Source organism: Phytobacter palmae, assembly GCF_039409775.1.
In the GTDB taxonomy this organism is placed as follows: Bacteria; Pseudomonadota; Gammaproteobacteria; order Enterobacterales; family Enterobacteriaceae; genus Phytobacter; species Phytobacter palmae.
The window spans coordinates 65,503-89,500 of sequence record NZ_JBCIVJ010000018.1 but is presented as its reverse complement, the minus strand read 5'-3'; the positions used below and the strand labels follow the sequence as shown (position 1 = coordinate 89,500).

Genomic DNA, 23,998 nt, shown 5'->3' with positions numbered 1-23,998 from the left:
TTTCTCCTCCTGCACCGGGTGCGGAACTACTATGTCGGCAAAAGCACAGTTTTTGAAAAAATTGCAGGATCAGCCCCCCCGAAGCACCGCTTATAACACGAAGGCCGAAGCGGATATCGCGGCATTTCGTCAGCGGATAAGCCTGCTTCATGAGTCCATGGATGAGTGGCTTGCGGGTATAGAGATACGTACCGAAGCTACCGCCACTTCCCTGATTGAATTTTTGATTGGCGGCAGGGTGTTTTCAGTTCCGGGTATTAATTTGCACTATTTGCAGCGGAGTATCCGGTTTACCCCCATTTTCCTGTATGGGCAGGGCGTAACTGGCTGTATTGAGGTCTGCCTGCACGCAGATAAAAATATCCGGCCCCTGTACCGGCTGTTTATGCGCAGTGGTGAGCAGGATGACTGGTCCTGGTGCCTGGCTGGGGCGCAGAGCGGAAATTATGTCCGGTTTGATGAAGAGGCGTTCTTTACGATGATTGCGCTTCTGCTCCCAGAATAACCACACCCTAAAAGTGAGCTTTGACTATCCCGGACGTTATAAGTTGAACTCATGTGTTGAGGGATTTGGCAAGAATTGTATTTCTATCGTTGATAAGCCTCACAACATGTATGACAGTGATTACATCATTGCTTTTAATGTCGTCAAAGGTGGCCAGGAGGAAAATGTCACGAGTGAAGCACTATTTGAGCAAACGGATGGCAAATGGATGACAACGGCAGGCTAGGGCATTCCTCAGAAAGTCCAGTCCTTCACTGGTAACAACTGGACTGGAATGAAGGCTGTGCAAACATGTGGTATCAGCGATAAAGAGACCGGTTTTCACGCCGCGGGCGGGGAATGTTTCTGGGCCGTAATAAGCAACTGGCATGCTTCGGTTGTTGCTGACACTCAGGGTATTATTGGCAATGACCCGGAAACTTTCCATATCATTGAAACGTTAGAATTTCTGTAGCTGATTACTCTGGGGGATGATATTAAAAATATCTAGATTAGTCGTTCTCAAAAGGGATATAGGATTGAATGAAATCCATCAAATTTCAGAGTAAATTGCTAAAAGCATACGCAGGGATATTGCTCTTTGGGGCCGGAATTTTGATATGCGGTAAATATACACTCGAAAAATTACTGCTATTCGTTGTTGGGTTGATTGCCACTATTGGTGGATCAGATATGATTAGCACAGCCGATGTATTGTATGATCTCTTCCTTTTACTTGTTTTTTCTTTCCTCGTAATGCTATGTGTAAAGGGATTCAGATCATCAAGTGATGTGGTGCTCGCTACCAGATTTAAAGATTAGCCTCATATCTCACGAGATGTCTTTGCAAATCGGCTGGATTAATAATAAACAGGTGAGCATGATGCTGTTATCAGGAGTTACATTCGGATTATCAATCTTGTGTTTTTTTTACCGCTTTTTGTTTTCCTGTCTTTAGCACAGATGCAGGGCCCAGTGATCGCATGGCTGTTTTTGCATTTGAGTGGCTTGGGCTATTTATTAATCCTGCTGCTTCCTTTCCTTGGCTCGCAAATATTTTTTATAGCGCATCGGTTGCCGGGGTTGTCTGGAATAAAAATAAGAGATTGGTATTTAATCTTGTCTCTAATATCGTTTCTGGGCGTTAAAGCTATAGTTGTCGATTCTGGCGGGCCTGAACGGTCAGTTATTTCCTATGGTATAAGGTACTGGATGTGGGTATCTGCAACATTTTTAATGATGATGGGGCTTCCGATTGAAATGAAAATCGCAAAAAAAGAAAATTAAAATAGTGGGGTTCCTAAAGCAGACTGCTCTGCAGGATGGCATACTGGTCCACAATATCCTTCGGTCACCAATGATGCCATGCTGCGTCTTCGGTGAATTCAGCCTGGCGAGGCTGGTGAATCGGGCTTGAATGAGAATGTCTTATGGATCTAATGAGTTGAGGCGGCCGTTGCTCTAATGGAAAAAATACATTCAGATACACCTTTCACAATGTGCAAAATTATCGCTACCGGGATTGCTTTACCGTCGACGTGCGTTACTTCTATTGAACTGGATAGCAGACTCGGTAAAGTGGCGGGTTATGTGGAAAAACGTTCTGGTATTGTTTGCCGTTATCACGCCGCTCAGCACGACAGCCAGGCGGAATTATCGGCGCAGGCGCTACATCAGGCGCTGAAGACCTCAGATCTCGCTCCGTCTTCTATTGATCTTCTTATTTGCGCCTCTGCAGTAGCTGTGCAGGCGCTGCCGTGTAGCGCCATTCATATTCTGAAAGCGGCGGGTATGCCGCCCGGTGTGGCGGGGTTTGATATTAATAGCAGCTGCGTCAGTTTTATTTCGGCCCTGGAAGTGGCAGCCGGGCTGCTGAACAGCGGTGTTTATAGACGTATCGCGATTGTCTCAGCTGATCTGGCTTCGCGTGGCATCGACTGGAACCACGAAGAATCGTCACTCATTTTCGGCGATGGCGCGGCATGTGCGATTGTCGAACGCGGCAACGGGCGCAGCGGTATTGTCGCCAGCCTGATTGAAATGTATCCCGATGGCAGTGAGCTATGTGAAATCCGCGCGGGAGGCACCCAGCGTAATCCGCGCGTAGGTATGACTGATAGCGATTTTCTGTTTCATATGCAGGGCAAGCCGTTGTTTCGTTATGCCTCTTCGCTGATTGAGGGCTATTTTGCCCGGCTTCTACAAAAAAGCGGCCTGGCGCTGGCGGATATCGCCACCGTGGTGCCTCACCAGGCAAGTCACCTCTCCCTTGAACATATGCGTAAACGTCTGCATATTCCCACCACAGTACTGGTGGATATTTACCGTTACTATGGCAACCAGGTTTCCGCTTCAATCCCAACAGCACTGCATGAAGCCGTTAACAGCGGCCGGTTCACGCCGGGCAATCCGGTGTTGCTGATTGGCACAGCTGCCGGTCTGACACTGGCTGGTATGGTTTTACTGCCATGAAAATTCTGGTAACCGGTGCAACCAGCGGTCTCGGGCGCAACGCGGCGCAATATTTGCTGGAAAACGGTCACCAGGTCGTGGCGACAGGACGTAACCGATGGGAGGGCGAACTGCTGGCGCAGGCTGGCGCGAATTTCATTCCACTGGATCTGGCGCAGGCGGACCAGAACGATTGCATCCGGCTGATGGCTGGTTGCGACGCAGTGTGGCACTGTGCTGCCAAATCTTCGCCCTGGGGGAAACCGTCCGAATTTTTCCTGGCAAATGTCCAGGCAACCCGCATGTTGGCACAGACCGCCGGGCACGTTCAGACGCCGCGCTTTATCCATATTTCGACCCCCGCAGTCTACTTTGATTTTCAGCATCATTACGATCTGGTGGAAAGCTACCGCGCGCGATCTTTTTCCAGCCATTACGCCCACAGCAAGTTTCGGGCGGAGCAGGAGATTAGTGCTGCCGTGACAAGTTTCCCTTCTACCACTTTTGTGCGGCTGCGCCCTCGAGGTCTGTTTGGTCCACACGATAACGTCATCATTCCGCGCTTATTGAAGCAACTACAGCGTGATGGCGGGGTGTTGCGCCTGCCGCGTGGTGGAGCGACGTTACTGGATTTAACATTTGTTCAAAACGTAGTTTATGCAATGGAACTGGCGACGCTCAAACCGATGCTGCGTTCCGGTAGTGTGTACAACGTGACGAATCATCAGCCGCTGCGGCTGAATGCTATGCTGGAGGCGCTATTGCATCAGCAATTACAACTGCATTATCAGATTAAAACCGTACCCTGGCCGTTATTGTCGCTGATAGCTCGTGGCATGGAGCTGGCAGGGAAATGTCTCGACAGGGAACCGCTGGTCACCCGCTACAGTGCGGGAACCCTTAGTTTTGATATGACGCTGAGCGTAGTAAATGCCATTAATGAGCTGGGATACCGGCCCCGATTTTCAATGGAAGAAGGGATAGACCTGACCGGTGAGTGGCTGAGGACACATGGCAAAAATCAGCGAGTTTGAAATTGGGTACTGTACACACATCGGTTGTATGGCGGTGAAAGGCGCCGGGTTCCGGGTGTGCAAATTTCCGGCCCGGGCCTGGCTGCTGGAAGTCGGCGAACGCCGCTGGCTATGGGATACGGGCTATTCGTCCTGGTTTGAGCGCTACACTCGCTCTGGTATTTTTCGCATCTATCGCCACCTTACCCCGGTCTATTTCGACGAGAAACTGTCGTTGGTCAATCAACTGGATGCGCGCGGGCTGGCGGGCAACGATATCGACGGTATTATTCTTTCGCACTTTCATGCCGATCATATTACCGGGCTGCGTGATTTCCCGGATGTTGCCTGTGTCTGTTCTGGTGAGGGATGGCACCATGTACGCACGTTACGGGGTCTGGCGGCGTTACGCGAAGCGTTTATTCCAGGGTTGATCCCCTGTGACTTTGAAACGTCATTACGCTTTATCGAAAGCTTCGACACCCTGACGCTCCCCGCAGCGTTAGCGCCGTTTGAGCGGGGTTACTTGCTGCCCAATAGCGATGGGCAAGTCATCCTGGTCGATCTCCCCGGACATGCAGTGGGTCACATCGGCGCGTTTGTGTTGACGGATGAGGGCTGGACATTGCTGGCAGGCGATGCCGCGTGGGCGCCTGCTAACTATCAGGAACTGCGCGGCCCGTCGCGACTGGCTAATCTGGTGTTGGCCGATTCTGCTGTTTACGTGCGCACCCTCGAGAAACTGAACCAGTTGTGGCGTGCAGGCGCTGTAACCATTCGTCTGTGTCACGAGGGGGAACTGTGATCCCGCTGATGACGCTGTGGCGATATTTTCTTTTTCGCCAGCTACGCTTTACCCGACGCGAACAGCTGGAGGCGTGGCAGGAAAAAAAACTGCGCGCATTTCGCCGCCGGGTGCTGAAAAACAGCCCATGGTTCCGGCGCTGGCTCTCGCGGTCATTTGAGCAATGGCCGCTGATGGATAAAGCGCTAATGATGACCCACTTTGACGAGATGAACACCGCGGGGTTGCGCCAGCAGACGTTGATGGACTGCGCGCTGAGCAGTGAGCTCAGCCGCGATTTTACGCCGAAGGTGGGCCGATTCAGCGTCGGGTTATCGTCGGGCAGTTCCGGTAGACGCGGCTTGTTTGTCGTCAGCCCGCAGGAGCAACAAATTTGGGCGGCGGGCATGCTGGCAAAAGCGCTGCCAGACGGTCTGTTTGCCGGGGAGCGCGTCGCGCTATTTCTGCGGGCAGATAACCATCTCTATCACAGCGTCAACAACCGCTGGCTGAGCCTGGAGTTCTACGATCTGTTCGCGCCGTTTCGCCAGCAGTGGTCACAGCTTGAGCAGCAATCTCCGACGCTGATTGTCGCACCTGCCCAGGTGTTGCGTGCGCTGGCGCTGGCGGTGATGGCGGGGGAATTGTCGCTGAACGTCAAAAAGGTCATTTCCGTGGCGGAAGTGCTGGAAGTGCAAGATCGTGAGCTGTTGCAGCAGGTGTTTGGCGACGTAGGGGAAATCTATCAGGCCACCGAAGGTTTTCTGGCGACAACCTGTCGCTGTGGCACGCTGCATCTGAATGAAGAGTTTATATATATCGAGCCTGAATGGCTTGATGAGCGGCGTTTTGTACCGATTATTACCGATTTTACCCGCACCACGCAGCCGATTGTCCGTTACCGACTGGATGATGTATTGGTTGCCAGCGACACGCCCTGCGCGTGCGGCAGCGTGACGCGGACACTTGAACGGATTGAAGGGCGTCAGGATGACCAACTCTTACTGCCGGTTGACGATGGCGGCGCGCATACGGTGTTTGCCGACCCGTGCAGTCGTGTGCTGGCGCAGGTGTTGCCGTTGACGGCGGATTATCGGTTGGTGCAAACCACGGCCAGCCATCTCCGGTTGCTGGCCGATTGCGACCTGCCACGGCTGGAACAGTGCCGTCGTGCGCTGGAGCATCTGTTTGTCTGCCAGGGTATCGACACGTCACGTCTGAGCTGGTCGTTAATATCGCAAACACCCCCGACGCAGTTTGACAGTAAGCGTCGACGAATTATTTGCCAGTGGAGAAGGGAATGAGACTGATCGCACGGCGTTTGCCTGGTTGTTGTGAAGCGCAGTTGCGCACGTCAGGAGGGGGAGGGTGAAGATATTGCTGACCGGCGCATCGGGGTTTATTGGCAGCACGTTTCTGCGCCGCTTTGCTGACCGTGCTGATCTCGAACTCTGCGGCGTTGGACGGCGAAAGGAAAATGATCTCCCGCCCACGGTGCGTTATCACGCGCTGTCGCTGGAGAGGCTTGCGGAACTCGACGTTATGCCGGATGTGGTCATCCACGCCGCAGGCAGAACCTCGCCCTGGGGAACGCCACAGGACTATGAACGCGATAACGTTGAAACGACCCGTCAGGTGATCGACTTTTGCATTCAGCGCGGTTTCCCCCGCTTGATACTGCTATCCAGCTCAGCGGTCTACGCGCGCTTTGCCCATCAATTCAACGTGCGTGAAAACGCGGAAATCGGGCCGCAGTTCACCAGTGAGTATGGCCACAGTAAGTATCAGGCAGAAACGTTAGTGAAGGCCTACCGTGGTGAGAAAACGATTTTTCGTCCCTGCGCGGTGTTCGGTGAGGGTGATCGATTACTGTTTCCGCCATTGCTGAGCGCGGCCAAAAAAGGGCAACTTGTCAGGCTGCGAAACGATGTCACACCAGCGCAGGCCGATCTTATGCCGGTTGGGATGTTGTGTGATTATCTGCTGCGGGCGGCACGTTACCCACAGTTGAGAAGCTGCTATAACATTTCGGCGGGGCAACCCGTTGAGACGGCTGCATTTTTGGATGATGTGTTGCGACAACTGGATCTGCCGTTGCCGGTAAAAACACTGCGTCCTGGCACCGCGTTGCGCGTTGCGGGAGCGCTGGAGTGGCTATGGCGCTGGCTTCCTCTGGCGGGTGAACCGCCGATCACCCGTTTTGGTGTCGGGGTGTTTAGTTATGCCGCTACGCTGGATATCACTGCAATGCGCGCGGATTTTGGCGCACCAGACGGCACCCTTTCGCAAAGTGTGCAGGATTTTTTACAACATTATCGGACGATGAACGCATGCTGCTGATTGCTCTACTCTGGCTGCTTATCCTGCTCTTTAAGCTCTTTTTTGCGCTCAGGGTGTTACGTACAGCAGATCGTGGTTGTCATGGCGAACTGGAGGCGGTGACGGTGATACAACCGATCCTAAGCGGCGATCCGGCGCTGGAAAGCGTCCTGGCGTCAACCGTTGAGCACTTGCGCAGCGCGGCATTTTTCTGGCTTATCGATGATGACGATGCAGAAGCCGCTCAGGTGACGCAGCGTTTGCAACAGCGCTATCCGCAGCAGCACATTGCGGTTTTCTCTTTTCCAGAGGTGCCGGAAGGTGTTAATCCTAAGCTGTTTAAGCTGGAGCAGGTGAGGGCGCAGGTGGCCCGCGACGTAATTCTGGTGCTGGACGATGATGCGGTATTGAGCGCGGCGTCATTGCGCCGCATGTTGAGTGAACTGACGGATAATACTCTGGTGACCGCGCTTCCCTGGTATCGCGCGGCGGACAACCTGCCTTCTCGTTTGTTGGCGCAATTTGTTAACGATAATTCAGCGCTGACCTATTTGCCCCTGTTAACGTTCGCACCGCCGCTGACGCTGAATGGGATGTGTTATGCCATCCGCGGTGAAACGCTGGCGCGCGCAGGCGGCTTTGCGCCAGTGCTGCGTCACCTGACGGACGATCTGGCGATGGCGACGCTGCTAACGCGTCATGGTGTACGCATTGTGCAGTCGACTGCGGCGGTGCGTGTGCAGACCAGCGTGGCCGACGGTACACGCTATTTCCGCCAGATGCATCGCTGGTTCCTGTTTGCCACGCTGCTGATGCGTGAAAAAAGCGCGGCAGTCAATCTGTCGATTTTTCTGCTGCAGGGATTGCACCCGCTGCTGCTTTGGGCGCTGCTGGTTCTGGCGTTCGGCAGTGCGGCACACGGCGCTCTGCTGGTGGGGATCGTGGTGATACGCCATCTGGCGCTGCGTGGTGTCCAGCGCGCCGTAGCACCGGAAATTCCCGCGCATCCGTTGTTGTCACTGTTGTCCGAGTTACTGCAGCCGTTCCATCTGCTGCATGCGCTGGTTAATCGCACCATTTACTGGCGTTCACGTCGCTACCGTATTTTCCGCAACGATTGTTTTACGTCGCTATGAAAAAACCTGATTTACAGATTGCGTTTATTACCGGCCGTAGCCGTCCGGATAACGCATCGCTCAGTCCTTTGCAGTCGGCATTTATACAGCGGGTTGTCGGCCATCATCAGCTGGTTGCGGTGAATTTTCCGTGGACAGTTCAATCCATGCCGTGGCAGTCAACCGGCCTGCTGCGCGCCAGCGTCAATAACGCACGGGAATATCTTGGTGCGCGACAAGCTGGCTTTGCCTTGCGTTACCAGCCGCAGGCGCTGGAGATGCTGGCGTCCGCAAATCACACGGTACTGCTTTGTGGCAGTTGTGGACTAGAGTTGTTTAATCAGTTGCGCTTACCGGCTGAATGGCTGGCGCGCATCAGTGTTTTTTCCTTTGGTCCGGTTGCGCGTCGCCGACCGGACTGCCGTCATTTGCTGGTACAAGGAGAGCAGGACTGGATTTCGCGCTGCTGGTTTCGGCACGCGGACAGACGCATTGCCTGCGGTCATATGAATTATCTTGAACAGCCGCAACTGGCGGCGCTGTGTCGCCAGTTTATTGATGATTCAGGCAGACAGGGAGCGTAGATGCAGCGTTTATTCGATCTGATCCCCGCGGGCGTTACCCGCATTGATTTGCTGGCGCCGCTGTTTTCCGGCCATTTACATCCCGTGCTGGCGATGGGGCGCGTGCTGTCCGAACGTTATCAGGTACGCATTATCAGCACCCGGGTCGTTGCGTCTTCTGTCGCGGCGGCGGGGCTGGCAGGGTTGTCGCTGCCTGGCGATTACGATACGCCGCTATTGTCGGTCGTGAATCCGAAATATGCAGTAGGCTCCCATCCGCTGCGGTTGTATCGGCAGTTTCGCCAGGTTGTGGGGTTATTGAAGCATTTCGGTGATGAACTGGAACAGTTGTGGCTGCGTGAAGGTGCGCCCGATCTGGCTATCGCTGATTTTACACTGCCTGTTGTCGGTGACGTTTGTCGCCGATGTGACGTCCTGTGGTGGAGCAGTTTGCCGTCACCCTGCGTGCTTGACACCCCCGATGGCGCGCCTGCGTACTGCGGCGGGTTAATGCCTGCGCAGAACGGGTATCAGCGTTTGTGGCACGCCTTGCAACGAAAAAAAGTGCGGCTGTTTAAACACGCCGTATTCTGGCTGTTTCGCGACGTTATTCGCCAGACAGGAATCGAGAGCCTGTACCGGCAGGATGGCAGCGAAAGCGCTTACTCGCCGCTGCGCATTCTGGCGCTCAGCGAAGAAACATTCGAATTCCCGCGCAGTTGGCCTGCGGCAGTCAGCTTTATCGGTCCGGCACTCTACACGCCGCCAACGCAGTGCGTGACACCGCCATTCGAAGCCAATAAACGCCATGTGCTGGTGACACTCGGCACACACCTGGACTGGCATAAAGATGCGGTGATGAATGCGGTTATCGCGCTGGCGAACACTCTGCCTGACTGGGTATTTCATTTCACCGATGGGCATCAGACCGTCGCGGGGCCGCAGCAACAGGGCAATGTTTACCGCCTGTCCTGGGTGAATTATGACAACTGGCTGACGCGCTATGATGCGGTCATTCACCACGGTGGTGCCGGGATTATGTGGCATTGCCTGGAGAAGAATATTCCGGCGCTGGTGTATCCGGTGGATTATGACCAGTTTGATCATGCTGCACGGCTGGACTGGAGCGGGAAAGGGGTCTGGATTAAGGACGGATTAAAAGGACTGGCAATGGCGGGGTCGTTATTAATGGCGCTGGTTTCTTCGGATGTTGCAGGTTCTCGATAATGAATTTAGTCAAAATTGTCAATATGATAAATGAATGCCACAAATAAGCTAAAAGCTGTGTTGAATAATGCCGTATTTTTCCCAAGCTTTTACAGGGTCAGGAATTGGGGTTCTTACCTTCGCTCAGTAACACTATGCTCGGCTTACTCATATCATTGAAACGCTGAGATTCCTGTAGCAGATTGAACTGCAGGATGGCAGCACGGTTTTCTAGTGGCAAAAGTGACTTCCTTAAAAGTTATATTGTTTTTGCCTGCTAGTTATTACGTATTCACCTGGTTAAAAAGTTAATGGCTGATGGAGAATAAATCCCCGAAATAAAATCATGGATGCAGTGATGAAAAAAATGAGTCTCTTATTGTTGTTGAGTGTCCTTTTTAACCTGCAGGTTGAGGCTGCGCGTGGACGGCAGCTTGTTCCGGCTCAAAGGGGGGCATTGCGCATTGCACATCGGATGGACGTTTTGCTTGCAACGACGGGAGTCTGAGTCAGTCGAAACGATTCTGTTCCGGGTATGGTTCCTCAGAAGCCAGCAATCCGTTAAGACCGTCTACTTCCACTCGCAAAGCTAAGACGAAAAAAGTGACAACTGCAAAAAAGCAGGAGCCGCAAAGTGTTGCAGAAAACGACGAACCGGTCAGTACCCAACCCCGCCAGCCCACATGCGCTCCCCTCTATATGGCCAGCAAGCCCGGATACACCCATTTACCGATTTGCTCAGGGAACCAGTATTAATCGGGTATGGAACAGACTCTCTGCCCGTTGTAAAGATTAAATGGTCAGGATTAAAAGAAGAAAGGAAAAAATAAAATATGGCACGAAGAAAAAAAGATGACAATGCTGCGGGTATTATTCTGGTTATTATTGGCGTCATTGCCTGGGATGTTTATGTCGCGGTAAGAGCATTAATCAATATTAATGAGCGATTTATTGAATCTGTGTCTAATCCGGTCGGAATAATCGGTCTGTTTTTAGGTTTACTGATAGCCGGTGCGTTGATAATACGAATTTTCATTTACCGGGGTTTCCGGAAGAAAACAACAGAACTCGAACAGGCCATGTCGGACCTGGCCCAGAAAGAGAAAGCCTTTGACGAAACGGTCAGGACTGAAGTGGCTCGCGGGCTGTATCAGGAAAAGAAAAAGCTTTCCGGTCAGTGGGATGACTTTCACAATGCCAGAAATAAAACCTCCCGGGCTCTGCAGCGTATTGTGGACTCCGCGTATAAATTCAAAGTCAAAACCCTGCTTTCCGGCACCACGGTAAATAACTGGCAAAGCAAGTACGACCAGCTCAGAAAAGAGAGAGACGCTTATGCTGCTATAAGCGAGAAAATCACCTTTCTGGAACTGGAAGATAATGCCGACTGGGAAGGCGTAAAACAGCAGTTTCTGGATAAGGTCGCCCAGCTTGAAAAAGCGCAGGAAGAAAAAGAATATCAGGCTGAGCTCAAGCGTCAGATGCGGGAAGAGAAACAGCGTCAGGATGAACTGGAGCAGCAGCGCGAAGCGGAAGAGGAGGAGCAACGCCTTGCTGAGCAGCAGCGTTTACTCGAAGAAGCTCTGCTCGCCGCTGAAGGTGCGCACCGGGAAGAGCTGGAAAGACAGCGTCTGGAGCTGGAGCAGAAAATCCAGGACGTGCATCAACAGTATGAACGCGCCAAATCCATGGCCCAGCTCACGAAGCAGGGACACGTATATGTGATTTCGAATATTGGCTCCTTCGGTGAAAACGTATTTAAAATCGGTATGACACGACGACTGGAGCCTATGGAGCGCGTGAAAAAACTGAGCGGAGCAGCCGTGCCGTTTGATTTTGACGTCCATGCCATGATTTCCTGCGATGACGCACCTGCGCTTGAAAAGACACTGCATGATCATCTGGAAAGCTACCGGATTAACCGAATCAACCTGCGGAAGGAGTTTTTCCGGGTTGAACTCAGTAAAATTATCGATGAGGTTGAGCGTCATCATGGCCAGGTTGAATATATCGCCGACCCGGTGGCGCTACAGTATCTGCAGAGTCTCGAATATGCAGAAAGTGAAGCCGCATAAGCCTTAATCATCCTTATTCCCGGACACGTCAGAATGGACAACTGGTCATGAATGACATTACCCAACGTAAGATTAAAACCGGCGGTGACCCGCGCACGCTACCGGATTATGCCGCCCTGCGTGATGAACTAAGTAAGCTGACACATCCGGCTCGCCCGGATGTGAACTGGCATTATGTTGAGAAACTCTGTCTCTCACTGTTCGGGCAGAACGGAGTGGAGCTACAGACTACGGCCTGGTATACGCTTGCACGGACGCAACTGGCTGGCTTATTCGGGCTCAATGAAGGGCTGGCGATACTTGAGGCACTGATAAGTCATCAGTGGGAGGCGCTGTGGCCTCAGCCGGTCCATGCCCGCATGGAAATTCTCAGCAGTCTGAGTCAGCGTCTGCAGCAACGGATGCGCTCGCTGCCGCTGAATTACAGTGACCTCAGCCAGTTGTACCGGGCGGAGCAACTGCTTACGGGGCTGGGGGAGGTGTTGCAGCGTCTGGAGCTTAAGCATCTGAGCCAGCTCGATACGTTGCGTACCCTGATGCACAATAGTGCAGCCCGGCTGGAAAACAGCGATGGCATCACCGGCACCGGGCCGAACATCCAGCCAGCTATCATGTTGCCAGCCTCCGTGATGAATGATGCGGCTGCATCCACAAGAGACCTTGCTGGTGGTCCGTGTGAAGATATCCAGGTGCCAGGCAGTGCAGTTAAATGGGTATATGTCGCGCAGCCAGAACAGCAGCCGAACGTGGAAGTGCTGGCAGCGGAGCCCACTCCGGTCAAAAAGTGGAAATCCTTTGCCGCCGGGATGTGTACCACGCTGGTGGTAACCATCGTCGCAGTATGGAGCTGGCAGTTTCTTCACCGGGCAGACCCGCTACAGGCTCAGCTTGCTGCTTCACTGGCACCATTACCTGCACCTCTCGCGCCTGAAGAGCTGGATATGGTGCGTCAGCAATCTCCGTCATTACAAACAGGGATAACACAAACACAGCAGCAGCTTACCCGACTGGATAAGTTGTCGCCTGACTGGAATATTAACTATAGCCGGCAGCTTCTGGAACAGGCCCGGTCACTGTGGCCGGAACAGGCTAAGCCCCTGATACAGCAGTGGCAGCAACAACTTAGTGCTGCCTCATTGCCGGCAGAGCAGCTCAATGGCTGGCATCAGGGAATGACAACGTTACAAAAACTGAGTGACCAGCTGAATGGGCTTGATGAGAAGAAGGGCAAATACATGACGGTCAGCGAGCTGAAATCAGTGATTTTTTCCACCATGCAGTCCTTTAACCAATCCATACCTGTTGAAGAGCAACTGCGGGCATTGTCACAATATACTGCGGGAGAGCCTTTACCGGCAGTTGCCCGGTCTCAACTGGAAATGCATCTGAAACAACTGATCATTCGATATGCGATACTGGTTCAGCCTGAAATGAATCGGATCGCTGAAAATAATAATGAATAAAAAAGAATAACTCTGTAGAAAGGCGTTGCGGAGCAATTAAGCATTGAAGATGAGATAGATCCCTCCGCTGTCAGCGAGCTTCCAGGCTTTGTCTCTGGGTGTTGCAGTCCCGGCCTGGCGCATATTTAAGGGCATTTGAGAGCCCCATTTTTCATTGAACAGGATAAGCCTCCCAAATGTTTATTGATTCGCGTTGAAATGGGCAGACATCAATTGACGTCGCATTGGCAGAATAGAGAGTTTGTCGCTGATTTTAAGGGGTTTTATTAAATTCGATGGACGTCAGGAGAAGGGTATATGGTGTCCCCTGCAGGAATCGAACCTGCAACTAGCCCTTAGGAGGGGCTCGTTATATCCATTTAACTAAGGGGACGAGGCGGCAGGAGTATAACGTCATTTCGCCTTTGCGTTAAGTGTCCTGCGCCCGAGTGGTTAAAGTGTCGCCATTCAACCTCAGTTTTCAGCGGTTTCCCGTTTGGTTTTGGCTTTTGCTTTGGCTTCGGCTTTGCGCTTGTTAATCATGTCATTGCGGATTTGCGCGTGACTCAATAGCGCGAAGATAAATGTACCGCCGCAGATATTCCCGGCAAGGGTTGGAAGCGCAAACGGCCAGAAAAACTCACTCCAGTGGATGTTGCCATTAAAGATGAGATAAAAAATCTCCACCGCACCCACTACGATATGGGTGGTGTCAGCCAGTGCGATAAGCCAGGTCATCAGAATAATGACCACGATTTTCGCCGCACCTGCAGACGGGAACATCCAGACCATTGTAGCGATAATCCAGCCGGAAATAATGGCATTGGAAAACATCTCCATCGGCGTATTTTTCATCACGTCCATGCCAATTTTGACGAACGCGTCTCGCGTTGGCTCATCAAAAATCGGCATATACTCAAAAGCCCATGCCGCGATACCCGTACCAATAAGATTCCCCAGCAGCACTACGCTCCACAGGCGCATCATCAGGCCAAAATTGACCCATGAGGGCTTTTGCATCACCGGAAGTACTGCGGTAACGGTGTTTTCCGTAAAAAGCTGCTGGCGAGCCATAATCACAATAATAAAGCCGAAGGTATAGCCGAGATTTTCCAGAATAAAGGCGGCCGGTACACCTTCGAGTTGAACGTGAAAAATCCCCTTTGCCAGCAACGAGGCTCCCATCGACAACCCGGCGGCGATGGCGGACCAAAACAGCGCCATGGCATCGCGTTCCAGCTCTTTCTCGCCGTCCTGACGGATATGCTCATGGATAGCCATAGCGCGTGAGGGGAGGCGCTCTTCATCTACTTCAATTTGCTCACCACCGATTTTCTCTTCGCTTTCCACTTCGATTTCGTCGGTGTGCTTGTCGATTTTCTCGTCTTTGATGCCGTCCATATTGCCTCTGTCTACTTGTGACTCATGGACTAAGCGTAGCGGCTTTTTTTACAAGGTCTGGAGGGCTTCTTCCTAATTTGGGGGGAATGGCAACTATGGCGATATGGCTTTGATGAAGATGAGATAAAATTGTAACGAAACGAGGGGGGCAAACTGCGACTATGCTCAATATGAGATTCGCGCGTTGCGTAGACAACACAAGGTGTGCTGATACAATGCCTTGCATGTTTATGATGCGAACCGAGGCAGATTGCGTTTGTGCCCTTCTGGATGGCACTCAGCGAAAGCCATTTTCTTCAGGGAGACACCTATGAAATTTCGTGTGTCGGCGATTGCGCTGGCAACCACACTGTTGGCGGGCTGCGCCAGTTCAGGAGACACGCAGGGGCGTTCAGATCCACTGGAAGGATTTAACCGCACCATGTACAACTTCAACTTTAATGTCCTGGACCCGTATGTTGTGCGTCCCGTTGCGGTGGCATGGCGTGACTATGTGCCGCAGCCCGCGCGTAACGGCCTGAGCAACTTCACCAGTAACCTTGAAGAACCGGCCATCATGGTGAACTACTTCCTGCAGGGCGATCCCTATCAGGGCATGGTTCACTTTACGCGCTTCTTCCTTAATACCTTGTTGGGTATGGGTGGCCTGATGGATGTTGCTGGTATGTCGAACCCTAAACTGCAGCGCGTTGAGCCGCACCGTTTTGGTAGCACACTGGGGCATTATGGCGTTGGCTATGGGCCGTATATGCAGTTGCCTTTCTACGGCAGCTTTACGCTACGTGAAGATGGCGGTGATATGGCGGATACGCTCTATCCGGTGCTGTCCTGGCTGACCTGGCCGTTGTCGGTCGGTAAATGGACGGTGGAGGGCATTGAAACACGTGCTCAGTTGCTGGATTCAGACGGCCTGCTGCGTCAGTCTTCCGACCCTTATATCATGGTGCGTGAAGCTTACTTCCAGCGTCATGACTTTATTGCCAACGGCGGTAAGCTCAAGCCTCAGGAAAACCCGAACGCTCAGGCGATTCAGGGCGACCTCAAGGAAATTGACTCCGAATAAACGAAAAAAGGTGAGCGCGAAGCTCACCTTTTTTATGCCTGCGATAAATCAGAATGCGTAGTTAAAGTTCGCGCCATACAGCCATGCACGCCCTTCGGATCTGAATGTGTACGGGCCTTCGGTGAAGTTCACTTTCTGTCCGTGCATATAAGAGACGCCGACATCTACAGACGCATCTTTGTTAAACGCATACGTGGTACCTGCGCTCAGCCAGAAACGGTCCTGATCCGGAATGGAGATAGAACGTTTGTCAGCCGGAACCGGGCTATCATCAAAGGCGATACCGGTACGGAAGGTCCAGTTATCATCCATATAGTAGGTGGTACCCAGTGCGATACGGTAAGAGTCTTTAAAGCTTTCATCTTTATAGAAGAGGGTCTGACCGTTGCTGTTTGTCGCTTTCAGCTCCTGGAACTGGCTCCAGCTGGTATAAGCCATGCTGTAGTGGATAGCCCATTGCGGCGCAACGCGGTTATAACCTGAGATTTCCCACATTTCTGGCAGGTTCAGGGTCAGAGAACCGCCAGTGGTGCGGCCATTGGTGCCCAAAGGCAGGCCGAAGTTACCGAGGATCTGGTTATAGGCCGAAGGCAGGCTGCTCTTGTAATCGCCATCAAAGTCGACTTTCACCTCAGAGCGGTAGGTTAAGCCGTAACGGTTATCTTTATCGACTTCATAAAGGATACCGGCGTTCCAGCCGAAGCCCCACTCATCACCTTTCAGATAAGCAACCTGCGTATCAGCCGGAATACCTGCCACCTGCTGCGCCAGGCCTGGAATCGGTGGTAACCGACCTGAACCCGCAACGATTCTGCCGAGATCGCCTGCGTAGCGCTCAATCTTCGCTTTGGCATACACCGCATCAAAGCCCAGACCGAAACTCCAGTGATTATCCAGACGATAGGCACCGCTCAGGTTCAGGTTCAGGGTTTCCAGATCTGTTTTGCCTGCGTATGCGCCTGCCGCATAGTCGTTATTAAACTCAGTCGCTAAACCGTAGTTAGAGGTAACGGATGCCCCCCAACCAAACTGATCGTTGATGGGTGCGACGAAGTGCAGGTTTGGAACCCATGCCGTTGGCGCGATATTTTTCGAATCCAGACTGGCACCTGTTGGTGACCTGCCTGAGATATCAACATCTGGATCAACGAAAATAGCGCCAGCGGAGAAAGTTGGACGGTCAAACATCATAATCAGCGCAGGGTTGCGGCTGGCGTTACCCGCGTCATCTGCAATAGCGCCTTCGCCGGAATATGCGCGGCCAAGACCAGAAGAAGAAAATTCGTTGAGCTGGAAGCCTGCGGACCAGGCCTGGGTGGAGACGATTGCCACTGCGACTGCGAGTGCAGATTTGGTAAACAGGTTTTTCTGGCTCATGACCAAAACCTCATCCGGTTATTTTTATTTAAACTATGTTACGTGGTGTAACAGGAGCGCGAAGTGTAGGGTCTGCGGTACTTCAGAGAAATCAGACCAGTGGCGAGAGTATAGGTCGGACCAGACTAAATGTTGCAAGCTTGTATATAAAATTTTTCAATTGTGATCTTCGAAACGGGATCTGCGTGGCAAAATTGCGGCCAGTGTCGCTAATGATAATTGGTGGTTTTTGTTCTGGATCATTTTTAAGTGTGATTTCGGTCACTTAGAGGCTTTCCTCACATTAACGACTGGAGACGGGTTATTGAGGGGGGTAAAATATGCGCAACGTTTACCAGGCACCTTGGGTGCGAATTCAGAGGAAATCACAATGAGTAAATGCAGTGCTGATGAAACCCCGGTTTGCTGCTGTATGGATGTTGGTACCATCATGGACAACTCCGATTGCACCGCCTCTTATAGCCGCGTGTTTACAAATCGCACCGATGCAGAAGAGACGCTGGCTGCACTAACTGCACGCGCGCGTGGCGTAGAGTCCGATCCTTGCCAAATCACCTCGACGTTCACGGAAGTGGAAGGCGGCGTGCGTCTGGATATTGATTTTGTTTTTGCTTGCGAAGCGGAAACGCTGATTTTCCAGTTGGGTCTGCGTTAATCTTCCTGCCTGCGCTCCTGCTTTGCGGGAGCGTTTTTTCAATAATCTCTGTGTTTTACCTCCCACTTTTTTTCTTCCCCCATTGGCTAAATGTAAATAATTAGTTAAGACTGTTATCAGGTCCGACCACTAGTGCATCATGCTGTTAACAGGGGAGTGTTATGAGTCAGGCATTACCGCTTGTCACCCGTCAGGGCGACCGCATCGCCATTGTCAGTGGATTACGTACGCCATTTGCCCGTCAGGCGACGGTATTTCACGGCGTCCCAGCTATCGATCTTGGCAAAATGGTGGTGGGTGAGCTCCTTGCCCGTAGTGAAATCCCGCCGGAAATCATTGAGCAACTGGTCTTTGGCCAGGTGGTGCAAATGCCGGAAGCACCTAATATCGCAAGAGAAATCGTACTGGGAACGGGCATGAGTGTGCATACCGATGCCTATAGCGTGAGCCGCGCCTGCGCCACCAGTTTCCAGGCGGTGGCAAACGTTGCCGAAAGCCTGATGGCGGGGACGATTCGTGCGGGTATTGCAGGCGGTGCTGACTCCTCTTCAGTATTGCCAATCGGCGTGAGCAAAAAGCTGGCTCGTGTGCTGGTTGATGCCAACAAAGCCCGTACGACAGGACAAAAATTGAAGCTCTTCTCCCGTTTACGGTTGCGCGATTTATTGCCAGTGCCCCCTGCAGTGGCGGAATACTCCACTGGTTTACGCATGGGCGATACCGCAGAGCAGATGGCGAAAACCTATGGCATTACGCGTCAGGAACAGGATGCGTTGGCCCATCGTTCTCACCAGTATGCGGCGCAGGCCTGGGCGGAAGGTAAGCTAGCAGAGGAGGTGATGACTGCTTATGCGCCACCTTTTCGCGAACCGATAACGCAGGACAATAATGTACGGCAAAATTCCAGCCTTGCGGATTACGCCAAACTGCGTCCGGCATTTGATCGCCGACATGGCACCGTGACCGCTGCGAACAGCACACCACTTACCGATGGTGCAGCCGCGGTGATCCTGATGACCGAGTCGCGGGCGAAAGAGCTGGGTTTGCAGCCTCTGGGATTCCTGCGAAGTTATGCCTTCACAGCCATTGACGTGCGGCAGGATATGTTGCTGGGGCCGGCCTGGGCGACGCCGCTGGCGCTCGACAGAGCGGGACTGACGATGGCGGATTTAACCTTACTGGACATGCATGAAGCATTTGCGGCGCAAACCCTGACCAACCTGAAACTGATGGCGAGCGAGCGCTTTGCTCGTGATGTATTAGGCCGGACGCAGGCAACGGGTGAGGTGGATGAGAGTAAATTCAACGTGTTGGGAGGATCAATTGCTTACGGGCATCCCTTTGCGGCGACCGGGGCGCGGATGATCACCCAAACCTTGCATGAACTGCGCAGACGTGGCGGCGGATTTGGTCTGGTAACCGCCTGCGCCGCAGGCGGACTTGGTGCAGCTATGGTTCTGGAGGCCGAATAATGGAGATGACCTCAGCATTTACGCTTAATGTCCGCCCGGACAATGTTGCCATAGTCAGTATTGATGTTCCTGACGAAAAGATGAACACGCTAAAGGCGGAGTTTGGCGGCCAGGTACGCGCCATTCTTAAACAAATCCGCGAAAACAAGCAGATACGCGGTGTAGTGTTCATTTCCGCAAAACCGGATAATTTTATCGCCGGGGCGGATATCAATATGATCGATCGCTGCAAAACGGCCAAAGAGGCCGAAGATCTGGCGCGCCAGGGGCAGCAGATCATGGCTGAGATCCACGCCCTGTCGATCCCGGTGATCGCCGCCATTCATGGTCCATGTCTGGGCGGCGGGCTGGAACTGGCACTAGCCTGCCACCGCCGTATTTGTACCGATGATGCGAAGACGGTCTTAGGGTTGCCCGAAGTCCAGCTTGGCCTGTTGCCCGGCTCCGGCGGCACCCAGCGCCTGCCGCGTCTGGTTGGAGTAAGCACCGCGCTGGGTATGATCCTTACCGGTAAACAACTGCGCGCTCGTCAGGCGTTAAAAGTGGGGCTGGTGGATGATGTTGTGCCGGTTTCTATCTTGCTGGATGCTGCCGCAGAGCTTGCCACAAAAGGCCGTCCTGCCAGCCGCAGCCTGCCGGTACGTGAACGTCTGCTTGCCGGTCCGCTGGTACGCGCACTGTTATTCCGCATGGTCGCGAAAAAAACAGAGCAAAAAACCCAGGGTAATTATCCCGCGACGACGCATATTTTGAACGTTATCGAAACGGGCTTAAGCCAGGGTAGTAGTAGCGGGTATGACGCTGAGGCGCGCGCGTTTGGTCAACTGGCAATGACCCCGCAATCGCAGGCGCTACGGCATATTTTCTTTGCCAGCACCGAGGTAAAAAAAGACCCGGGCAGCCCGGTTGCGGCCGGTCCGCTTCGCGCTGTCGGTATCCTTGGCGGCGGGTTGATGGGCGGCGGGATTGCTTACGTGACGGCCGGTAAAGGCAACCTTCCTGTTCGCATAAAAGATATTAATCCGAAAGGCATTAACCACGCGCTGAAATATAGCTGGGAACAGCTTGATAAAAAGGTGCGCCGCCGCCATCTCAAATCTGCTGAACGTGATGCGCAAATGGCCCGCATTTCCGGTACGACTGACTACAGCGGTTTTTCTCATCGTGATGTGGTTATCGAGGCCGTTTTCGAAGATTTGAATCTTAAGCAACAGATGGTCGCCGAGATTGAAGCACAGTGCTCGCCGCAGACCATTTTTGCCTCCAATACATCATCGTTGCCCATCGGCGATATTGCGGCCAGGGCAGCGCGTCCGGAGAATATTGTCGGATTACATTTTTTTAGTCCGGTTGAGAAGATGCCTTTGGTGGAAGTTATTCCCCATGCCGGTACCGCTGAACAGACGATTTCGACAGTGGTGAAACTGGCCAAGAAGCAGGGCAAAACACCGATTGTCGTGGCGGACAAAGCGGGTTTTTATGTAAACCGTATTCTGGCGCCTTATATGAGCGAAGCAATGCGACTGCTGAGCGAAGGGGAACGTATCGAGAATATTGATAAGGCGCTGGTAAAATTTGGCTTTCCTGTCGGCCCCATACAACTTCTGGATGAAGTGGGGATCGACACGGGGACTAAAATAATCCCAGTGCTGGAGGCTGCTTACGGGGAGCGTTTTAGTGCCCCTGCAAGCGTCGTCTCTGCAATATTGAATGACGATCGCAAAGGCAGAAAAAATGAGCGCGGTTTCTATCTTTACGGTAAGAAAGGGCGTAAAAGCAAGAAACAGCCTGACCCGGCAATTTACCCGCTTGTGGGGGCTTCTGGCACAGGCAAATTATCGGCAGAACAGATCGCCGAACGATGCGTCATGATGATGCTTAACGAGGCCGCACGCTGCTTCGCCGAGAAGGTGATTCGCAGCCCGCGCGATGGTGATATTGGCGCGGTGTTTGGCATCGGTTTTCCGCCTTTCCTGGGCGGCCCGTTCCGCTATATGGATACCCTTGGCGCGGGTGATATTGTCGCAACTCTACAGCGCCTGGCTTCGCTTTATGGAGAACGTTTTGCACCTTGTCAGCTTTTGTTACAAATGGCTGAGCGGGGCGAAACTTTTTGGGGCAAGAAGGAAACTGATTTTGTAAGTTAAGGTCAAAAAAGGGTAAATCCAGCTTTAAATGAAACAGCGATGGTTATTTTGTAAACACTCATTGACTATACTTACGCCATTGAGGTAAAAAACAGCGTTTCATTCATCGAATGGATCAGGCAAAATGCCCGGCCATTGATATTTCCTGTCGTAATGGAACTGTTCACGCGGGGAGTGTTAATGCTTCTGGTTAACAAAAGCGGTGCAATATGCAAGTTTTTATCATGCGTCACGGCGATGCAGCCCTCGATGCAGCCAGCGACTCAGTTCGTCCCTTAACCCCTTGTGGGTGTGACGAATCTCGTCAGATGGCAACCTGGCTGAAAGGTCAAAAAGTGGATGTCGAACGTGTACTGGTCAGCCCGTTTCTTCGTGCTGAACAGACGCTTAACGAGGTGGGGGAATGCATGAACCTGCCCGACAACGTGGATGTCCTGCCCGAGTTGACACCTTGTGGTGATGTTGGTCTGGTCAGTGCTTATCTCCAGGCGCTGGCAAACGAAGGTACCTCTTCTGTGCTGGTGATTTCTCACCTGCCGCTGGTGGGATATCTGGTGTCCGAGCTTTGCCCGGGTGAAACACCGCCAATGTTTACCACCTCCGCGATTGCCAGCGTGACGCTGGATGAGAGCGGGAAAGGCGTTTATAACTGGCAAATGAGTCCCTGCAACCTGAGAATGCCAAAAGCAATCTGATTAGCCGGACCGTGAAAAAAAGCCGCACTTGTGCGGCTTTTTACGTTTCTGCTTGTCCGTTGCGTTCAGGGAAGTTCTGGCGGTTGCCACTCTTCGACCTCAATCAACACCAGTATCGCCGCATCGCCACCGTACTCTTTAGGGGCCTGGTGAAACGCCATAACATGCGGGTGTTGTGCCAGCCAGAGCGGCGTCTGCTGCTTGAGAATATGTTTACCGTGCCCGTGCATGACGCAGGCGCAAAAGACGTGTTCACGTCGGCAGGCGGCGATCAGCGCCCCCAGTTCCTGCTTGGCCTGTAACTGCGTTAAGCCGTGCAGGTCGAGAAAAAGATCCGGGGAGTAGTCACCGCGGCGGATCTTCTTGAGTTCAAAATGGCTGACATCGTCGCGCACGTACTTTACCGGCCCTTCTGTGTTCAGCAACGGCTGAAATTCATCCGAAAAATAGTGGCTGTTATCTGCCTGCTCTGACAACAGACGCTTCACCGGAACCTCAGTGATTTTTTTCCTTGTCGGGCGGTGGACTACCGTATCCTGCTTTATTTGACGCGTGCCGGTCATCAATTGTCGGAACAGCGTCTGCTCCTCCTCGCTAAGCGATGGTTTCTTTTTCATCTGCGCATCTCATCTTTTATTTCTTTTAGTGTACCCGACTCGCTCTCTGCTGTTCAGCAAAATGCATTTTTAGGCCGTGACGCGAAGCGACGATGCTGATTTATCGCCGTCTTCATGGCACACTAGCCGCCGAATTTCTTGCGAGCGTGTCCTGGAGGATAAGATGGATAAAATTTTCGTTGATGAAGCAGTAAGTGAACTGCATACCATTCAGGACATGTTGCGCTGGTCGGTAAGCCGATTCAGCGCGGCAAACATCTGGTACGGCCACGGCACGGATAACCCGTGGGATGAAGCCGTACAGCTGGTATTGCCTACCCTTTACCTGCCGCTGGATATACCCGAAGAGATGCGTAACGCGCGTCTGACCTCCAGCGAGCGTCACCGTATCGTTGAACGCGTCATTCGTCGCGTCAATGAACGTATCCCGGTTGCCTATCTCACCAATAAAGCCTGGTTCTGCGGCCACGAGTTTTATGTCGATGAACGTGTGCTGGTGCCGCGCTCTCCGATTGGTGAGCTGATCAATAACCATTTCGCCGGGCTTATCGACGGACAACCGCAGCACATTCTGGATATGTGTACGGGTAGCGGCTGTATCGCCATTGCTTGCGCTTACGCCTTCCCGGAAGCGGAAGTGGACGCGGTGGACATCTCCCCGGATGCGCTGGCGGTAACTGAACACAACATTGAAGACCACGGACTGATCCATCACGTCACGCCGATTCGTTCTGACCTGTTCCGCGACCTGCCGAAAGTGCAGTACGACCTGATTGTGACCAACCCGCCGTATGTTGATGAAGAGGATATGTCCGATCTGCCATCAGAGTATCGCCATGAGCCGGAACTCGGCCTGGCCTCCGGTAGCGACGGTCTGAAACTGACGCGCCGCATTCTGGCCTGTGCGCCGGATTACCTTACCGATACTGGCGTGCTGATTTGTGAAGTGGGCAACAGCATGGTACATCTGATGGAACAGTATCCGGACGTGCCGTTCGCCTGGCTTGAATTTGATAATGGCGGTGACGGTGTCTTCATGCTGACCAAAGCGCAGCTGCTGGCCGCGCAGGAACATTTCAGCATCTATAAAGATTAAAACGCTAACAACATAACAACGAC

Annotated in this window: 22 protein-coding genes, 1 tRNA gene and 1 pseudogene; 20 read left to right on the top strand and 4 right to left on the bottom strand. The window is 52.7% G+C overall.

All coding sequences use genetic code 11. The features are described 5' to 3' along the window. The first annotated feature begins 31 nt into the window (after positions 1 to 31). The 14 genes and pseudogenes from AAIG39_RS19805 to AAIG39_RS19745 all read left to right on the top strand — a co-directional run bounded on the left by AAIG39_RS19805 (position 32) and on the right by AAIG39_RS19745 (position 13,473). A complete protein-coding gene (locus AAIG39_RS19805) occupies positions 32 to 505 on the top strand; it encodes a hypothetical protein (RefSeq protein WP_343194557.1) in 474 nt (157 codons plus the stop codon). Positions 506 to 779: 274 nt separating this feature from the next. Further along, positions 780 to 959 (top strand): hypothetical protein, encoded by a 180-nt coding sequence (locus AAIG39_RS25745; protein WP_425503337.1) that lies wholly within the window; start codon positions 780 to 782, stop codon positions 957 to 959. 500 nt (positions 960 to 1,459) lie between these two features. After that, positions 1,460 to 1,771 (top strand): hypothetical protein, encoded by a 312-nt coding sequence (locus tag AAIG39_RS19795; protein WP_343194556.1) that lies wholly within the window; start codon positions 1,460 to 1,462, stop codon positions 1,769 to 1,771. A gap of 177 nt (positions 1,772 to 1,948) precedes the next feature. Beyond that, positions 1,949 to 2,956, top strand: coding sequence for a 3-oxoacyl-[acyl-carrier-protein] synthase III C-terminal domain-containing protein (locus AAIG39_RS19790; RefSeq protein ID WP_343194555.1), 1,008 nt, complete (start codon positions 1,949 to 1,951; stop codon positions 2,954 to 2,956). Continuing rightward, a complete protein-coding gene (locus tag AAIG39_RS19785; RefSeq protein ID WP_278427089.1) occupies positions 2,953 to 3,969 on the top strand; it encodes an NAD-dependent epimerase/dehydratase family protein in 1,017 nt (338 codons plus the stop codon). The genes AAIG39_RS19790 and AAIG39_RS19785 overlap by 4 nt, the downstream gene beginning before the upstream one ends. Beyond that, on the top strand, positions 3,947 to 4,753 hold the full coding sequence (locus AAIG39_RS19780) for an MBL fold metallo-hydrolase (RefSeq protein WP_343194554.1): 807 nt from the start codon (positions 3,947 to 3,949) through the stop codon (positions 4,751 to 4,753). Before AAIG39_RS19785 ends, AAIG39_RS19780 begins: the two co-directional genes overlap by 23 nt. Beyond that, complete coding sequence (locus AAIG39_RS19775) at positions 4,750 to 6,036, top strand: F390 synthetase-related protein (protein ID WP_343194553.1); 1,287 nt, start codon at positions 4,750 to 4,752, stop codon at positions 6,034 to 6,036. The genes AAIG39_RS19780 and AAIG39_RS19775 overlap by 4 nt, the downstream gene beginning before the upstream one ends. A 64-nt stretch (positions 6,037 to 6,100) precedes the next feature. Beyond that, on the top strand, positions 6,101 to 7,072 hold the full coding sequence (locus AAIG39_RS19770; RefSeq protein WP_343194552.1) for an NAD-dependent epimerase/dehydratase family protein: 972 nt from the start codon (positions 6,101 to 6,103) through the stop codon (positions 7,070 to 7,072). Beyond that, the gene (locus AAIG39_RS19765) at positions 7,063 to 8,187 is read left to right on the top strand and encodes a glycosyltransferase (protein WP_343194551.1); all 1,125 of its coding nucleotides are present in this window, start codon (positions 7,063 to 7,065) and stop codon (positions 8,185 to 8,187) included. The genes AAIG39_RS19770 and AAIG39_RS19765 overlap by 10 nt, the downstream gene beginning before the upstream one ends. Next, a complete protein-coding gene (locus tag AAIG39_RS19760; protein ID WP_343194550.1) occupies positions 8,184 to 8,750 on the top strand; it encodes a hypothetical protein in 567 nt (188 codons plus the stop codon). The genes AAIG39_RS19765 and AAIG39_RS19760 overlap by 4 nt, the downstream gene beginning before the upstream one ends. Beyond that, a complete protein-coding gene (locus tag AAIG39_RS19755) occupies positions 8,751 to 9,956 on the top strand; it encodes a glycosyltransferase family protein (RefSeq protein WP_343194549.1) in 1,206 nt (401 codons plus the stop codon). It begins immediately after the preceding gene. Between the two features lie 337 nt (positions 9,957 to 10,293). Next, positions 10,294 to 10,691, top strand: a pseudogene (locus AAIG39_RS25740) (YdcA family protein). Positions 10,692 to 10,768: 77 nt separating this feature from the next. Then, a complete protein-coding gene (locus AAIG39_RS19750; protein WP_343194548.1) occupies positions 10,769 to 12,010 on the top strand; it encodes a GIY-YIG nuclease family protein in 1,242 nt (413 codons plus the stop codon). Positions 12,011 to 12,057: 47 nt separating this feature from the next. Beyond that, entirely contained in the window at positions 12,058 to 13,473 is a 1,416-nt protein-coding gene (locus AAIG39_RS19745; protein WP_343194547.1) for a VasL domain-containing protein, read from the top strand. 298 nt (positions 13,474 to 13,771) lie between these two features. On the opposite strand, the gene AAIG39_RS19735 is transcribed toward AAIG39_RS19745, so the two are convergent. Continuing rightward, positions 13,772 to 13,846, bottom strand: a tRNA-Arg gene (locus tag AAIG39_RS19735). An 80-nt stretch (positions 13,847 to 13,926) separates the two neighbouring features. After that, complete coding sequence (locus AAIG39_RS19730; protein WP_343194546.1) at positions 13,927 to 14,853, bottom strand: formate/nitrite transporter family protein; 927 nt, start codon at positions 14,851 to 14,853, stop codon at positions 13,927 to 13,929. Positions 14,854 to 15,163: 310 nt separating this feature from the next. On the opposite strand from AAIG39_RS19730, the gene mlaA reads away from it, so the two are divergent. After that, positions 15,164 to 15,916 carry a phospholipid-binding lipoprotein MlaA gene (mlaA, locus tag AAIG39_RS19725; RefSeq protein ID WP_047369405.1) on the top strand — a complete coding sequence of 251 codons (753 nt, stop codon included), beginning with the start codon at positions 15,164 to 15,166 and terminating at the stop codon, positions 15,914 to 15,916. Between the two features lie 48 nt (positions 15,917 to 15,964). On the opposite strand, the gene fadL is transcribed toward mlaA, so the two are convergent. Further along, positions 15,965 to 17,293 carry a long-chain fatty acid transporter FadL gene (fadL, locus tag AAIG39_RS19720; RefSeq protein ID WP_343194545.1) on the bottom strand — a complete coding sequence of 443 codons (1,329 nt, stop codon included), beginning with the start codon at positions 17,291 to 17,293 and terminating at the stop codon, positions 15,965 to 15,967. A 370-nt stretch (positions 17,294 to 17,663) separates the two neighbouring features. Between fadL and AAIG39_RS19715 the strand changes: the two genes are divergently transcribed. The 4 genes from AAIG39_RS19715 (at position 17,664) to sixA (ending at position 22,262) form a co-directional block, all read left to right on the top strand. Then, positions 17,664 to 17,948, top strand: a complete 285-nt coding sequence (locus AAIG39_RS19715) for a YfcZ/YiiS family protein (protein WP_090085167.1) — start codon at positions 17,664 to 17,666, stop codon at positions 17,946 to 17,948. Between the two features lie 161 nt (positions 17,949 to 18,109). Continuing rightward, positions 18,110 to 19,420 (top strand): acetyl-CoA C-acyltransferase FadI, encoded by a 1,311-nt coding sequence (gene fadI, locus AAIG39_RS19710; RefSeq protein WP_090085169.1) that lies wholly within the window; start codon positions 18,110 to 18,112, stop codon positions 19,418 to 19,420. Further along, the gene (gene fadJ, locus AAIG39_RS19705) at positions 19,420 to 21,567 is read left to right on the top strand and encodes a fatty acid oxidation complex subunit alpha FadJ (RefSeq protein ID WP_343194544.1); all 2,148 of its coding nucleotides are present in this window, start codon (positions 19,420 to 19,422) and stop codon (positions 21,565 to 21,567) included. The genes fadI and fadJ overlap by 1 nt, the downstream gene beginning before the upstream one ends. A gap of 209 nt (positions 21,568 to 21,776) precedes the next feature. Beyond that, positions 21,777 to 22,262: a phosphohistidine phosphatase SixA gene (gene sixA / locus AAIG39_RS19700; protein ID WP_039079831.1), complete on the top strand. Its 486-nt coding sequence runs from the start codon at positions 21,777 to 21,779 to the stop codon at positions 22,260 to 22,262. A gap of 65 nt (positions 22,263 to 22,327) precedes the next feature. On the opposite strand, the gene smrB is transcribed toward sixA, so the two are convergent. Continuing rightward, complete coding sequence (gene smrB, locus AAIG39_RS19695; protein ID WP_047369410.1) at positions 22,328 to 22,879, bottom strand: endonuclease SmrB; 552 nt, start codon at positions 22,877 to 22,879, stop codon at positions 22,328 to 22,330. A gap of 163 nt (positions 22,880 to 23,042) precedes the next feature. On the opposite strand from smrB, the gene prmB reads away from it, so the two are divergent. After that, positions 23,043 to 23,975 (top strand): 50S ribosomal protein L3 N(5)-glutamine methyltransferase, encoded by a 933-nt coding sequence (gene prmB / locus AAIG39_RS19690; RefSeq protein WP_343194543.1) that lies wholly within the window; start codon positions 23,043 to 23,045, stop codon positions 23,973 to 23,975. The last annotated feature ends 23 nt before the right edge of the window (positions 23,976 to 23,998 follow it).

Coding starts and splice junctions, on each gene's coding strand:
- AAIG39_RS19805 (WP_343194557.1), top strand. CDS start 32: ATGTCGGCAAAAGCACAGTTTTTGAAAAAATTGCAGGATCAGCCCCCC.
- fadI (WP_090085169.1), top strand. CDS start 18,110: ATGAGTCAGGCATTACCGCTTGTCACCCGTCAGGGCGACCGCATCGCC.
- sixA (WP_039079831.1), top strand. CDS start 21,777: ATGCAAGTTTTTATCATGCGTCACGGCGATGCAGCCCTCGATGCAGCC.
- prmB (WP_343194543.1), top strand. CDS start 23,043: ATGGATAAAATTTTCGTTGATGAAGCAGTAAGTGAACTGCATACCATT.
- mlaA (WP_047369405.1), top strand. CDS start 15,164: ATGAAATTTCGTGTGTCGGCGATTGCGCTGGCAACCACACTGTTGGCG.
- AAIG39_RS19765 (WP_343194551.1), top strand. CDS start 7,063: ATGCTGCTGATTGCTCTACTCTGGCTGCTTATCCTGCTCTTTAAGCTC.
- fadJ (WP_343194544.1), top strand. CDS start 19,420: ATGGAGATGACCTCAGCATTTACGCTTAATGTCCGCCCGGACAATGTT.
- fadL (WP_343194545.1), bottom strand. CDS start 17,293: ATGAGCCAGAAAAACCTGTTTACCAAATCTGCACTCGCAGTCGCAGTG.
- AAIG39_RS19750 (WP_343194548.1), top strand. CDS start 10,769: ATGGCACGAAGAAAAAAAGATGACAATGCTGCGGGTATTATTCTGGTT.
- AAIG39_RS19760 (WP_343194550.1), top strand. CDS start 8,184: ATGAAAAAACCTGATTTACAGATTGCGTTTATTACCGGCCGTAGCCGT.
- AAIG39_RS19755 (WP_343194549.1), top strand. CDS start 8,751: ATGCAGCGTTTATTCGATCTGATCCCCGCGGGCGTTACCCGCATTGAT.
- AAIG39_RS19780 (WP_343194554.1), top strand. CDS start 3,947: ATGGCAAAAATCAGCGAGTTTGAAATTGGGTACTGTACACACATCGGT.
- AAIG39_RS19785 (WP_278427089.1), top strand. CDS start 2,953: ATGAAAATTCTGGTAACCGGTGCAACCAGCGGTCTCGGGCGCAACGCG.
- smrB (WP_047369410.1), bottom strand. CDS start 22,879: ATGAAAAAGAAACCATCGCTTAGCGAGGAGGAGCAGACGCTGTTCCGA.
- AAIG39_RS19745 (WP_343194547.1), top strand. CDS start 12,058: ATGAATGACATTACCCAACGTAAGATTAAAACCGGCGGTGACCCGCGC.
- AAIG39_RS19790 (WP_343194555.1), top strand. CDS start 1,949: ATGGAAAAAATACATTCAGATACACCTTTCACAATGTGCAAAATTATC.
- AAIG39_RS25745 (WP_425503337.1), top strand. CDS start 780: ATGAAGGCTGTGCAAACATGTGGTATCAGCGATAAAGAGACCGGTTTT.
- AAIG39_RS19715 (WP_090085167.1), top strand. CDS start 17,664: ATGAGTAAATGCAGTGCTGATGAAACCCCGGTTTGCTGCTGTATGGAT.
- AAIG39_RS19730 (WP_343194546.1), bottom strand. CDS start 14,853: ATGGACGGCATCAAAGACGAGAAAATCGACAAGCACACCGACGAAATC.